The following is a 12,965-nucleotide window of genomic DNA, read 5'->3' as shown; positions in this document are numbered from 1 at the left end:
CGGTCAGCTCTCGGCGGTCCGTTGCCGTCGACGGCGCAGGATGAGGGTCGCCGCGACGGCCGCCACCACCACGATGCCGACCCCGACGACCGCGAACGCCACCCACGACGTGTCGCCGGTCGACGACTCCGGCTGCTGCGCATCGTCATCGACCACGAGCACCGGCTCCTGGCCGGACACCTGCAACAAGGCGTCGCCGTTCAGCGACGGCCAGCGATCGGGATCGGCGGCCAGCCAGTCGAGCAGGGCGTCGAGATCAGCGGCGTCGTTCGTCGAGGTCGCGACCAACACCGACCGGCCGGCATCACGGGCCACCTGCAGCGAACCGAAGCGCACGGTCGGCGACAGCAGCACCTCGGCACGCCGACCGTCCGGATTGAGCAGCGAGACCGTGCCGCCGTCGGCGGTCACCGGCAGCGACAGCTCGGGCAATCCCTGGCCGTCCGCGGCGATGACGACCGCGGGGGCCGAGGCCGACATGGCGTCGTCGAGCGGTACGACGTCGACTCCGAGACGCACCGCCGACAGTCGCTGCAGGCCCGACATCAGCGCCACCGCGCGGGCGACGTCGGCGACGTCACCGCGGGTCCAGGCCAACGAGTTCCGCGGCATCAACGCCTGCGGCAACGAGGCGAACCCGGATGGTGTCGGCGGGTCGGCGACCTCGGATCGCACCTCAAAGGACGAGTCCAGGCTCAGCGAACTCCGCACTCCCGCACCGCACTGTTCACCGACGTCGCCGTGGTTGTAGGTGACGGTGACCTCGGTGAAACGCGTCAGCAGATCGCCGGGGATGTCGACCCAGGAGTTGTAGCTGCCGGAGGAGTCGGCGGGCCAGGAGGCGATGACCCGGTCCCCGACGGACACCGCGATCTGGCCGCCCATCGGGGTGTAGGTGCCCTTCAGCTGCATTCGCACGTTCTGAGACGGCCGTCCCAGGCGCGTCTGGTCGACCCCGAACGAGATGGTCGGCCAGCCGGTCGCCGAGACGCGCTGATCCCCCACGCCCAGTTCGGCGAGCGTGGTGACCTCCGGCGCGAGTTGCGGTGCGGCGAAGGGCGGTCCGGCCACGGCCGCGGAGCTGACGGCGATCGACGAGAGATCAGAGGTGAGGAACTCGACCTGGGTCTCCAGGTCGTCCTCACTGCCGCCTATCCGCAACACCGGCCAGCCTGCACCCGGCCCCAGGCTGAGTCCGTCGGGCAGAGCCGAGTTGATGACGATCTGCCGTTCGAGCGGTTCGATCTCCTCGTCGGGTGCGGCATCGCCGCGCGGCAGCGAGTCCGTCTCGATCTCCACTGTCGCCGCACCGTAATTCGCGATCACGGCGGTCGCGAGCGACACGGCCGCAGCGCCCTCGGCGGGCCGCACGTCGTCGGGGACGAAGATGGTCAGCTTGCGCAGGACCGGCGGCAGGAACTCGGCGACGCTGTTCGGCGCGGCTTCCCGGCCACCGTATGTGACGGTCGCATTCTGGATGCGCAACCCCGAATCGGGGTCGAACAGACACGATCCGGCCGTGCGCAGATAGGTCCGCAGGACGATGTCGGCGGCGTTGCGTTCGACCCGCACGCCGCGTAGCGACAGCGAGATCGGCGAATTCACAGCCGGATTGATCGGCGTCCGCGAGATCAGCCGGCCTTCCTGCAGGACGTCGATGTTGCCGCCGGTGACGAAAGCGGGATACTGCGTGACGCCGCGCAATTCGGTGGGGGCGAGATCCGGCGGTACCGCGAGGGACAGACTCACCTCGCCCTGCTGTCCCGGGAACGCGATGGTCGGCGACGAACCGAGATCGCGAAGGTTCAGCGGCGCAGGCGGATCCCCCGGCGCCGCCTGCGCGGCCGGTGTCGACGGCGCCCCGATCGAGGCGATGCCGGCCAACAGCAGGCCCACCAGCAACAACGCCGGCCCACGGCTACGTCGACAACGCGACTCGCCGCGGGTTTTCCCGGACACGTGCATTCGCCACCCTTCGAGTGACCCCCGTCCCCACCCTCAAACGCCCCGAAGAGAACCTATCCCACGACACGGCTCGGCACATATTTTCACGCGATCGGACCGGTGGGCCGCCCGGTGCGAGTCATCCGTGCCATCTCGATTCGCCAACGATGCCCCGAACCGGCACCCGACTCTGCGACCATGTCCTGCAGGTCGACACGTCCGGCGAGATTCGAGGGAGCGCGATGCGACAGGTTCACGCCGGCGAACGCGTCGACGGCGGCGTCTACGTGGACATCGCCGACGCGACGATCTGGCACTTCACCGCCGGCGAGTCATACGGCCCGCCGATGGTCCTGCTCCACGGGCTGTTCGCGTCGGCGTCGACGTGGGGAACGCAGATCCCCGCCTTCCTCGACGCCGGTCAGCAGGTGTTCGTACCCGAACGGCCCGGTCACGGCCACAGTCCCGACCTCCCCGGCGAGTTCCACCTCGACCGGATCGTGGCACGCACGATCGTCTATCTCGAGACCGTCGTGCGCCGGCCGGCCAATCTGGTGGGATGGGCCGACGGCGGCACCGTCGCCCTGCTCGTCGCCCGGGACCGCCCGGACCTCGTCCATCGGCTGGTGTTCGTCGGCGGATACCTGAACCGTGCCGGCCGGATGGCCGACGAGTTCATCTCCCGGGTGTCCCGCCGCGACCCGGTGACGATGGACTACCTGCGCATCTACTACGACACCACGTCACCGGACGGGCCCGAGCATTTCGAGACGGTCTTCGACAAGGCGGTCCGGATGCTCGCCGCCGAACCGGAATGCGAGGTCGCCGAATTCACCCACGTCGAGGTACCGACGCTGGTGGTGGTCGGCGATCGCGGGCTCGTCCGCCTCGAGCACGCGCTCGAGCTGTCGCGGACGCTGCCGGCGGCCCGGCTGGCCGTGATCCCGGGCACCCACATCCTGCCGGTCGAATCGCCCGAGCTGTTCAACCCGCTCGTCCTGTCGTTCCTGGCCGCCGACCCCCCGTCGGTCTGGGAGTTCGGCTGACCCGCTCCCCGACCGAAAGCACGACCTGCCCCTGCTCCCTGATCCGAGAGAACGACATACCCATTGCCCCCTGAGGTGTGAGGAGCGTCAGCGATTGCCCCTTTGATCCTTGAGGTGTGAGGAGCGATAGCGACGAGCCTCGAAGGGCCTGGTGAGACGCGTCTCGGAGCCCTTCGTGGCTCGCTGCGCTCGCACCTCAGGGAGCATAGATGTGGACGCTCACTGTTCTTTCGTGGTCCACGACGGCCGCCAGGCCGCAGTTACTGAGGTGCGAGGAGCGTCAGCGACTGCCCCTTTGCTCCCTGAGGTGTGAGGAGCGTAAGCGACGAGCCACGAAGGGCCTGGTGAGACACGTTGCGAAGCCCTTCGTGGCTCGCTTCGCTCGCACCTCAGGGAGCAGAGATGTGGATGCTGAGGAGTGTTCTCTCGTTGTGCACGACGGCCGCCTAGGCCGGCGAATGCACCCGGTACCACGCCTGGCGCCGCAGGGTGTCCGGGTCGGCCTCGACGTGGTCGGGGTCGTCGAGGACGAGGACCTTGCGGTCGGCGGTGGTGTAGGCGGGCCAGCCGAAACCGGGGTCGCCGGTGCGGGCGAACCCGCCCCAGCGGGTCTGGACGTTCTTGGTGACCCGGCCGGTGGCGGGCCAGTCGGCAAGGGCGAGACCGGCACCCATCGGGGCCCGGTAGGCACCGAACACGCTGAACAGCTCGGTGGCGTGCGTGGCCCCGAAGCCCGTGGCCTCGAGCACCTTCGTCTGGTAGTCGTAGCGGTACACGTAGGTCGGGGCGACGGCGCTGTGCCCGTCGGCGAAGGCGCTCATCGGTGCCCAGAAGATCGAGTCGCCGGCCAGCCGGATGCGGTCGCGGTCCCCGTCCTCGTAGTGCGAGGCGATCTCGCGCCGGACCTCCTCGTCCTCGACGCGCATCAGGGTGCGTTCGGCGTCGGGCAGGACGTTCCAGAGTTTGGCGAACAGCTTGCCCTCGTCGCGGTTGCTGCCGATCACGAGCGGCACCGGCTGCGTGAGCCCACCCGCGGCGGCGGCGAGCGGCGACCGCGGCAGCAGATCGCCGTCGACGACGGGCGCGAACGGGATCGCACCACCGGCGGTCTTGGTGGCGAATCGCATCAGCCGGTTCCCCGCCGCCAGCAGCAACGCCGGGTTGGGCGAGGTGAGCAGACGCTGGGCGTGGACCGTGTCGACGGGCGGCTCGTCCCGTTCGAGGGAGGTCGCCCGACGTTGCGGGTCGCGCAACAGCCGGACGAACTCGTCCGCGTAGATCTTCGCCGCGTCCTGCTCGACGATCAGTTCCGGGGCGGGACTCTGCGCGATGGCCTGGTGATAGAGACCGGTCGTCGACGGGGCGGACAGCAGCGAGAGCACCGACGACCCGCCGGCGCTCTCGCCGAAGATCGTGACGTTCTCCGCGTCACCGCCGAACGCCTCGATGTTGTCCTGGACCCACTGCAGGGCCGCGATCTGGTCACGCAGGCCGACGTTGGAGTCGAACGGACGGTCCTCGGTGGCGAACTGACCGAGGTCGAGGAAGCCGAACGGACCGAACCGGTACTGGATGGTGACGACGACGACGTCCTGGGCACGCGCGAGGAAGGCGCCGTCGTAGAGCGGGGTGGCGGCCGTGCCGAGGATGAACGCACCGCCGTGGATGAACACCATCACCGGTCGCGGCGTCGAGGACACCACATCCGGCGAGTAGACGTTCAGCGTGAGGCAGTCCTCGGCCATCGGCGCGAACTTGCCCGGTGCGATGGCCGTGAACCGCTTCTCCTGGATGGCCGCCTTGGCCACCTTGGTGCAGTCGCGGACGCCGGGCCAGTCGTGGGCGGGCTCCGGTGCACGGAACCGGCGATGGGCCACCGGCGGTGCCGCGAACGGGATGCCTCGCCAGCTGATGGTCCCCTTGCGCAGCCGCTTCCCCCGGGCGCCCTCGACCACGCCGTTACGGGTGGTCACCTTACTGTCGAGTAATGCCATACCCACCACCGTAGACGAAACGACGAGTTCGTCTACCCGCCGCCGCACACTTTAATCGGGCGGTCCCCGCTGGTCGGCCACCACTACGATGCGCTCATGGGTTCCGGCGCGGCACGCATCGACCTCAACGCCGACCTCGGTGAGGGCATCGGCGACGACGCGGCGATGCTGGGGATCGTCACCAGCGCCAACGTGGCGTGCGGCTTTCACGCCGGCACCCCCGCGCAGTTGCTCGCCACCTGCCGGGCCGCGGTCGACGCCGGGGTCCGGATCGGCGCCCAGGTGTCCTACCCCGATCGCAGCGGCTTCGGGCGCCGGTTCATGGAGATGACGACTTCGGACCTCGTCGCCGACCTGGTGTACCAGATCGGCGCGCTCGACGCCCTTGCCCGATCGGTCGGCGGTGCCGTCACCTACGTGAAACCGCATGGCGCGCTGTACAACACCGTCGTCCATCACGAGCAGCAGGCCGAGGCCGTGGTCACCGCGGTCCACGATGTCGACGCCGGATTGGCGGTCATGGGGCTACCGGGGTCGGAGGTGCTGTCGCGCGCCCGACGCGCGGGACTCGACACCATCTCCGAGGCGTTCGCCGACCGCGCCTACACCCCGGAGGGCACCCTCGTGCCGCGCGGAACCGACGGCGCGGTGTTGTCGGACAGCGCCGAGATCGCGCGACGGGTGGTCGAACTCGTCACGACGGGCCGGATCGGCGCGATCGACGGAACCCTGATCGACGTCGACGCCGGATCGGTCTGCCTCCATGGCGACACCCCGGGCGCGGTCGGACACGCGCAGGCCGTGCGCGACGCACTCACCGCCGCCGGAATCGTCATCGGCGCGCCACCGGCCTGACCGGCCGGGAGGGATGCTGCCTAGCCGCGTCGCTGGCGGGCGAACTCGGCGAGGACCACACCCGCGGCGACCGAGGCGTTGAGGCTCTCGACGTCGCCGGCCATCGGGATGGACAGGATCGAGTCGCAGCTCTCGCGGACGAGGCGGGAGAGCCCCTTGCCCTCCGAACCGACCACGATCACGGTGGGGCCGCTGCCGTCGTAGTCGTCGAGGGTGACGTCACCGTCTGCATCGAGACCGACCAGTTGCGCCCCGGCGTCGGCCCAATCCTTCAATGTGCGAGTCAGATTGGTCGCGCGGGCGACCGGCAGGCGCGCCGCGGCACCGGCGCTGGTCCGCCAGGCGACGGCCGTCACGCTCGCGCTGCGTCGTGCGGGGATGACCACGCCGTGCCCGCCGAAGGCCGCGACCGAGCGGATCACCGCGCCCAGGTTGCGCGGATCGGTGATGTTGTCGAGGGCGACGAGCAGCGGCGGGGTGCCGCTGGCCTTGGCCTCCGCCATCAGGTCGTCCGGGTGGGTGTACTCGAACTCCGGCACCTGCAGCGCGATGCCCTGGTGCATTCCGTTGGTGGACAGGCGATCGAGTTCGGGTTTGCCGACCTCGAGGATGGAGATCGCCGAGTCGCCGGCGATCTTCACCGCCTCGGCGACCCGCTCGTCGGGCTCGGAGTTGGTGGCGATGTACAGCGCGGTGGCCGGCACGCCGGCGCGCAGGCATTCCACAACCGGATTGCGGCCGAGGACATACTCGGGGCCTTCGTCCCGGGCCCGCGCCCCGCCGCGGCCGGCCGCCGACTTCGACGCCGCCTTGGCTCGCTTGTGGGCCGGATGATACGGCCGGTCAACCGCTTTCGGTGTCGCGCCACGGGCCTCGAGGCCGCGGCGACGCTGACCACCCGACCCGACGGTCTGTCCTTTCTTGGTGCCGTCCTTGCGAATCGCGCCTCTGCGCTTGGAATTCCCTGCCATCACGCCTCACCCTTCAATGCCCATTGCGCACCGTCGGGGGTGTCGGTGACCTCGATACCGGCCTGCGCCAGCCGATCCCGCACCGCGTCCGCGGTCGCCCAGTCCTTGGCGACGCGCGCGTCGGCGCGTCGCTGCAATTCCGCCTGCACCAGCACGTCGAGTGCGGAGGTGGTGGCCGACTCGTCGGCGGCACCCGCCCACCGGTCGTCCAGCGGGTCGACGCCCAGAATCCCCATCATCGCGCGGACCGTGGATGCCGCCGCCAGCGCGGCGGCTCCGTCACCGGACTCCAACGCGGTGTTGCCCTGCCGAACCACGTTGTGCACGACCGCGAGTGCGGCCGGGACGCCGAGGTCGTCGTCGAGCGCGGCGGCGAACTCGGGGTCGACATCCCCGACGACCACCTCGCCCACGCGCGCGCCGACCCGGGCCACGAACGACTCGACGCGCCGATAGCCGGCGGCGGCCTCGGTGAGCGCGCCAGACGAGTACTCCAGCATCGATCGGTAGTGCGCGCTGCCGAGGTAGTAGCGGAGCTCGACCGCCCGGACCCGTTGCAGCATCGCGGGGATCGACACCACGTTGCCCAGCGACTTGCTCATCTTCTCGCCACCCATGGTGACCCAGCCGTTGTGTAACCAGTAGCGCGCGAACGCATCTCCCGCACCGTGTGCCTGCGCGATCTCGTTCTCGTGGTGCGGGAAGATGAGATCCATTCCGCCGCAGTGGATGTCGAACTCAGCGCCGAGCAGCGAGGTGGCCATCGCCGAGCACTCGAGGTGCCAGCCGGGACGGCCGGGGCCCCAGGGCGTCGGCCAGGACGGCTCGTCGGGCTTGGCCGCCTTCCACAGGGTGAAGTCGCGGGGATCGCGTTTGCCGGTCCCCGCGCTCTCGCCCTGATGCACGTCGTCGAGCCGGTGTCCGGACAGCGACCCGTACTCCGGCAGGCTCAGGACGTCGAAGTACACGTTGCCGTCGGCGACGTAGGCGTGTCCGCGGTCGATCAGTCGCTCCATGTATTCGATCATCTGGGTGACGAACCCCGTGGCCCGCGGCTCGGCCGACGGCGGCAGGACCCCCAGCGCGCGGTAGGCGTCGTCGAACGCACGCTCGTGGGTGGCCGCCCATTCCCACCACGGCCGTCCCGCGTCCGCGGCCTTCCGCAGGATCTTGTCGTCGATGTCGGTCACGTTGCGCACGAACAGCACGTCGAGGCCCTGGTGGGTCAGCCAGCGCCGCAGGATGTCGAAGGCGATACCGCTGCGGACGTGCCCGATGTGCGGAACTCCCTGGACCGTCGCCCCGCACAGGTACACCGACGCCTGGCCTGGGTGCAGCGGCACGAAGTCGCGCACCTCTCGGGAGTCGGTGTCATACAGGCGCAGGGTCACGACCGGCAATCCTACCGGACCCTGACCTGGCCACCGACGGCCCGAGCCGCAGGTGCGCGCACCTCACGCACCCTCACCGGGGACGCCGACCGGGCCGGCCGGCTCCGCGGCGACGGCGGCGGCGGTCGCCCTCATCTCCGCGATGGTCGCGGACAGGACTGCGACCGCCCGCTCGGTGGCGGGATGCCGCACGCGGACGTGGATCCCGTCCGCATCGCGCCAGAACCACCATTGCGCGGTGTCGGTCGGTTTGGCACTGGAGACCTGTTCGGCCCGTACCCCCCGATGCGGACCCGGCAGTCGCGTGTAGTCGACGTAGGACATCATGAAGACGTCCGACCGGCGCTGACGGAGCCGGTTGCCGAAGGCGAGGTAGACCGGGGTCAGCCCGATCTCGGCCAGCGGCAGGGCGGCGGCGAGCCGGACCGTGTTGATCTCCGCCGCCCCGAACAGATCGTCGCCGCCGGTGATCCGCAGGGGCGCGTTGCCCACCGACCAGCCCACACAGCCGGGGCCCGCGCCGGTGCCGGTGGGCACCACGGTGGCGAGCTCATCGGGCCCGCCGAGCGACTTGACGGCCATTGCCGCGCAGGTGAGCACCGCGGGGTACGTCCGCCCGCCGTGTCGGTGGACCGCCGAACTGAATGCCCGCGCCGTATCGCCCGGCAGGAGGGTCTCGACGATCGTGCGCATCTCCACGGATTCGCCCGCCGGGACACCGAGGTCGACGGGGAACTCCGGGACCTGCCAGTCGGTCGCGGCCAGGAATCGTCCCCACTCGCCCAGTCGCGGGTCGTCGGGGGTCACCGCCGCCTCGTCGCCCGCGACCCGACGCAGCGCGTCCAGCCCGGACTCCGCGGGAGCGAGGGCCGCTCCGGCGAGCAGATCGCAGATCTCGGAGGACAGCAGCGCCATCGAGCGCGCGTCGACGTAGCAGTGGTCGAACCCGCAGACGAGGGTCGTGCTCGACCGTCTGCGGACGGCGGCCAGGAAGTGCGGCACCGGCTCGAACGGGTTACACGTGGCGGTGATCCGTCCGGACAGGTCGGCCGCGAATCCCGCGGGCCCGAGCCCGGCGTCGGGTTCGGGCGAGTCCTCTTTGACGTCGACGCCGCCGTGCAGCACTCGCTGGTATCCGGTGTCGGTCGCCACGTAGTGGCTGCGCAGGACGTCGTGCCGCGCGATGACGGTGGACACCACCTCGCCCAGACGCGCGAGCTCGAGCCGCTCGGGGAAGTCGAGCGTGAGCGCGATCCAGCCGGGCTGCCCCTGCGCGATCGAGTCCAGGTGGAATCGCTCGTTCTCCGACACCGGCGCGCTCGACGACGCCGCGCAGCCGCCGGGTATCGGGAGCCATCGGATCAGCTCCCCCGGCTCGACCTCCCAGGTCTCTGAACTCGAGAGCTTCACCGCTGCGGCCTCCCGCTCGCGTAGTCGTCGAGGATGCCGCCGACACGTGCGAGGTGGTCGGCGACCGATGTGCGTGCCGCCTCGTTGTCGGGGAGATGACACCGGACGACGAGGCCCGCGGGGGTCCGCGTGAACCACAGGTTGGCGTTGCGCGTGGGGCCGACGCCACTCGAGGTCTGCATCGTCGTCAGAGCCGGGTCGTCGCCGATCGGTAGTCGCGCCAGATCGGTATAGGACACCATGTACGGGCTGCCGTCCAGGCCCCGGAAGACGCCTTCGGCGGCCAGCAACGCCAGGACCCCGTGTGCGGGCGCCGAACTCGCGCGGCGCGCGGCGCGCACGCTGCGCCCGGCCGCGCGCACCACGTCGTCGAAGGGCACCGGCTCGGCGGGGAGCTCCACGGCGATCGGGGCGAAGTTGCACAGCCAGCCCTGGGTCCACGCGGTCCCGGCGTCGCGGGTGGCGAGCACCGTGGAGACGAAGAACCGCGACTCACCGGTGATCTCGCGGTGACGCACCGCCAGGGCGGCGTACAGGAGACCGGCGAATCCCCCGCCGGTCCGGTCCAGTCGGGCGTCGCAGCGCGCGAGCGCATCCGGATCGAGCAACCACTGCTCCACCGCGACCGCCGGGGCCGGGGCGTCGTCGGTGAGGCCCAGGTCGAGCGGGCACCGCGGTGCGCGACCGTCGTTGGCCAGCAACACCTCTCGCCACATCGCCACCCGCTCGTCGTCGGGCGGGAGCGCGGCCGCCGCGGACCGTTCGGCGAGCACGGCTTTGCCGAACGCGCCCGGCGCCGGCGGTGTGGGTGTCCTCCCCGCGCAGTGTGCACGGTAGAGCGCGGTGATCTCGGTCAGTGCGAGCACCGACGAATATCCGTCGCCGTGTGCGTGATCCGTGGCCACGAAGAACGTGAAACCGCCGTCGCCGACGGTCGCCGCCCACCAGGACCCCGGAACCAGTTCCGCGCGAGCCTTTTCCGATGCCCGACGCCCGACCCAGGTGCCGAGATCGGCCCCGTCCACGACGACGGATTCGGAGTCGGCGACCTCGATCACGTACTCCTCGGGCGGCGCCACCCACCGCTGGGGACCGTCCGGTCCGGGGCGGTAGTGCGCGCGCAGTTCTTCGTGCCGACGCACGAAGTCGGTGAGCGCCGCGGCCATCGCGCCCTCGTCGAGGRCGGTGTCGAAACGCATGGCGGCGAGCAGGAATCCGGTGTGCACCTCGCCGCGACGCCGCTTGTCGCCCATCGTCGCCAGGTGGTCGGACTGCAGGAACGAGACCCCGCTCCCCCACTGCTGCGCGGCACGGCCCACTCGATCGGCTTCGCGCAGTTCCCATTCGACGGTCCGACCGCCGATCAGGTGGTCGCGCAGCGGGACCACCACCGAGCCCGGCGCACCGAACCGGGGCGTGGCGAAGACGGTCCGCACGGCGCCGGTCATCAGCTGCCGAGTGCGGCCGTCGACCCTCCGGTGTGCGCTCCGGCCGGCACGGATTCGACCGCACGGTAGGTGTACTCGCAGTCACCGTCGGCGACGATCGTCGTCAGGATCTCACGGAACGTGGAGAGGAAGACCTCGACGGCGGCGGCGTTCTCGTCGGCGGGGAATCGCGCGGACACGTTGAGCCCGGTCGGAATCCGGTTGATCCAGAAGTAGACCTCGTCGGCGTCGCGCGTCGCGCTGCGCAGCACCCGCGCCTGGCGAGGTGTCCAGTCGGCCGCACCCTCGGCATGACGGAGGTCGATGTAGGACACCGCGAAGCCGGGCGGGGTCACGTCGCCGCCGATGAGTTCGGCCACCGGCGCGAACGGGGCCGCACCCACGCTCTTGTACTGCGTGGAGGTCGCCGCCACGGCCGTCAGCGCGTCGGTGAACTTCGCCGGCCGGCCGGGCCGGACCGCGACGGGGATGATGCCGACGAACCAGCCGACGGCTTCGCCCCACTCGATGGCGTTACGGGTGTGCACCGGGCCGATGAATCGCAGATCCGCACTGCCCGACAGCGCGGCCGAGGTCATGGACAGCGCGGTGTAGATCCCCGCCGTCATCGACGATCCGGCACCCTTGCACACCGCGTCGAAGCGCTTGGTGTCCGCGGCGTCGAGCAGCCAGTGCGACAAGGTCGCCTGGAACCCGTTGTCCGGCAAGCGTTCCGACACGATGGTGCGCGGCGAACCGGCCGGCACCTCGAACCGCGGGAAACGTGGGACGGGTTCGGGCTGCACGGCGGTCGGGGTGTCGTCGAAGAAGTCCCGCCACTGACTGACCGCGACGTTGTTCGCGTCGATCTGCTCACCGAGTCGACGCTCGGCGTCGCTGAAGTCGAGGTAGCTGCCGAACTGGTTCAGCGCGTGGGGTTCACCGGTCACCTCGGCGGCGTAGAGCGCGGTGAGCTCGCGGATGGCGAACACCTGGGTGTAGGCGTCCATCACGGTGTGGTCGGCCGCGAACACGAGCAGGAATCCGGTGTCGTCACCGGTCGGCTCCACGGTCACGGCGATGCAGTGCGGCCAGCTCAACGGCGTGACCGTGCGATTGAAGTAGTCGGTGACCAGGCCGGAGACCTCATCGGCAGCCAGGTCCGACCCGAAGTCGCGCTGGCGGACGGTGATCGAATCGGCCGAGATGGTGATCCGGGTCAGGTCGCCCTGCGGATGCTCCGGTTCGTGGACGCGTACCGAGGTCCGAAAGGCCTCGTGCCGGCGATACCACGCGATGATGGTGCGGGAGAGAGCTTCCCGGTCGAGCGGATGCTCGATCCGGAAGGCGGTGCCGATCCACTGGCTGTACCACTCCGACCCCTCGCGGACCGCCCGGCGGGCGTGTTCGAGGTGCATGTAGGACAGCTGTCGGGAGTCCGTCTGCCACTCGGTGGCGTCGACCTGCGGCTCCCAGGCGGTGACGGTGCCGCCGGGCATCGAATAGTCGGTCAGCTCGGTGTATTCCACAACTTCCTCCGTGTTCGACACGCGTTCGAGCACCTCGGTGGACGTCCTCAACGACACCACCGCAGACCCCGACACCACAGCCGATCGCACCAACGTGGTTAGGACGCCCTTATCAACGGTCAAGACAGTAACCCGGATCCGCCTTGATTGATAGTTTGGCGAGCAAAATGAATGCGAGGCTATGCGGTGGCAAGCGTCGGCCGACAACCTGAACTCGAACGTCCGTAGGTCCGACTAACGTGCTCGTATGGCTCTGACCCTTAGTTTTGAGGTCGCCGGAGCGCTTTTCTGCCGTAGCAATGACCGCTGGGCGCGCGGGAGTCGCCCGTTGGTCCCTGACTCGGTGTGAAAGATCTCATCGTCAGAACCCCTACCGAACCGCGGTTTCCCTCTCGTGT

Annotated in this window: 9 protein-coding genes; 2 read left to right on the top strand and 7 right to left on the bottom strand. The window is 70.0% G+C overall.

The genetic code is table 11. The annotated features are described in order from the left end of the window. Positions 1-3 precede the first annotated feature (3 nt). Positions 4-1,965, bottom strand: a complete 1,962-nt coding sequence (locus tag A9310_RS02150) for an LPXTG cell wall anchor domain-containing protein (protein ID WP_065629184.1) — start codon at positions 1,963-1,965, stop codon at positions 4-6. A gap of 221 nt (positions 1,966-2,186) precedes the next feature. On the opposite strand from A9310_RS02150, the gene A9310_RS02145 reads away from it, so the two are divergent. Then, positions 2,187-2,990 carry an alpha/beta fold hydrolase gene (locus A9310_RS02145; protein WP_065629183.1) on the top strand — a complete coding sequence of 268 codons (804 nt, stop codon included), beginning with the start codon at positions 2,187-2,189 and terminating at the stop codon, positions 2,988-2,990. A gap of 446 nt (positions 2,991-3,436) precedes the next feature. Here the strand turns inward: A9310_RS02145 and A9310_RS02140 are convergent, their stop codons facing one another. Further along, entirely contained in the window at positions 3,437-4,984 is a 1,548-nt protein-coding gene (locus tag A9310_RS02140; RefSeq protein ID WP_065629182.1) for a carboxylesterase/lipase family protein, read from the bottom strand. A gap of 96 nt (positions 4,985-5,080) precedes the next feature. On the opposite strand from A9310_RS02140, the gene A9310_RS02135 reads away from it, so the two are divergent. Next, positions 5,081-5,839, top strand: a complete 759-nt coding sequence (locus tag A9310_RS02135) for a LamB/YcsF family protein (protein ID WP_065629181.1) — start codon at positions 5,081-5,083, stop codon at positions 5,837-5,839. Between the two features lie 20 nt (positions 5,840-5,859). Here A9310_RS02135 and rlmB read toward each other — a convergent pair whose 3' ends face one another. From rlmB to A9310_RS02110, 5 genes are all read right to left on the bottom strand, one after another. Then, positions 5,860-6,810: a 23S rRNA (guanosine(2251)-2'-O)-methyltransferase RlmB gene (gene rlmB, locus A9310_RS02130; RefSeq protein WP_065629180.1), complete on the bottom strand. Its 951-nt coding sequence runs from the start codon at positions 6,808-6,810 to the stop codon at positions 5,860-5,862. Beyond that, positions 6,810-8,201 (bottom strand): cysteine--tRNA ligase, encoded by a 1,392-nt coding sequence (cysS, locus tag A9310_RS02125; protein ID WP_065629179.1) that lies wholly within the window; start codon positions 8,199-8,201, stop codon positions 6,810-6,812. The genes rlmB and cysS overlap by 1 nt, the downstream gene beginning before the upstream one ends. Positions 8,202-8,264: 63 nt before the next feature. Then, complete coding sequence (locus tag A9310_RS02120; RefSeq protein WP_065629178.1) at positions 8,265-9,611, bottom strand: condensation protein; 1,347 nt, start codon at positions 9,609-9,611, stop codon at positions 8,265-8,267. Beyond that, positions 9,608-11,059: an acyltransferase gene (locus A9310_RS02115; protein WP_065629177.1), complete on the bottom strand. Its 1,452-nt coding sequence runs from the start codon at positions 11,057-11,059 to the stop codon at positions 9,608-9,610. Before A9310_RS02115 ends, A9310_RS02120 begins: the two co-directional genes overlap by 4 nt. Beyond that, positions 11,059-12,567, bottom strand: coding sequence for a condensation domain-containing protein (locus A9310_RS02110; protein WP_065629302.1), 1,509 nt, complete (start codon positions 12,565-12,567; stop codon positions 11,059-11,061). The genes A9310_RS02115 and A9310_RS02110 overlap by 1 nt, the downstream gene beginning before the upstream one ends. Positions 12,568-12,965 lie beyond the last annotated feature (398 nt).

Source organism: Gordonia sp. UCD-TK1, from assembly GCF_001691435.1.
GTDB classification, from domain to species: domain Bacteria; phylum Actinomycetota; class Actinomycetes; order Mycobacteriales; family Mycobacteriaceae; genus Gordonia; species Gordonia hongkongensis.
This window is presented reverse-complemented; position numbering and strand designations above follow the sequence as displayed.

Coding starts and splice junctions, on each gene's coding strand:
- rlmB (WP_065629180.1), bottom strand. CDS start 6,810: ATGGCAGGGAATTCCAAGCGCAGAGGCGCGATTCGCAAGGACGGCACC.
- A9310_RS02145 (WP_065629183.1), top strand. CDS start 2,187: ATGCGACAGGTTCACGCCGGCGAACGCGTCGACGGCGGCGTCTACGTG.
- A9310_RS02140 (WP_065629182.1), bottom strand. CDS start 4,984: ATGGCATTACTCGACAGTAAGGTGACCACCCGTAACGGCGTGGTCGAG.
- A9310_RS02135 (WP_065629181.1), top strand. CDS start 5,081: ATGGGTTCCGGCGCGGCACGCATCGACCTCAACGCCGACCTCGGTGAG.
- A9310_RS02150 (WP_065629184.1), bottom strand. CDS start 1,965: ATGCACGTGTCCGGGAAAACCCGCGGCGAGTCGCGTTGTCGACGTAGC.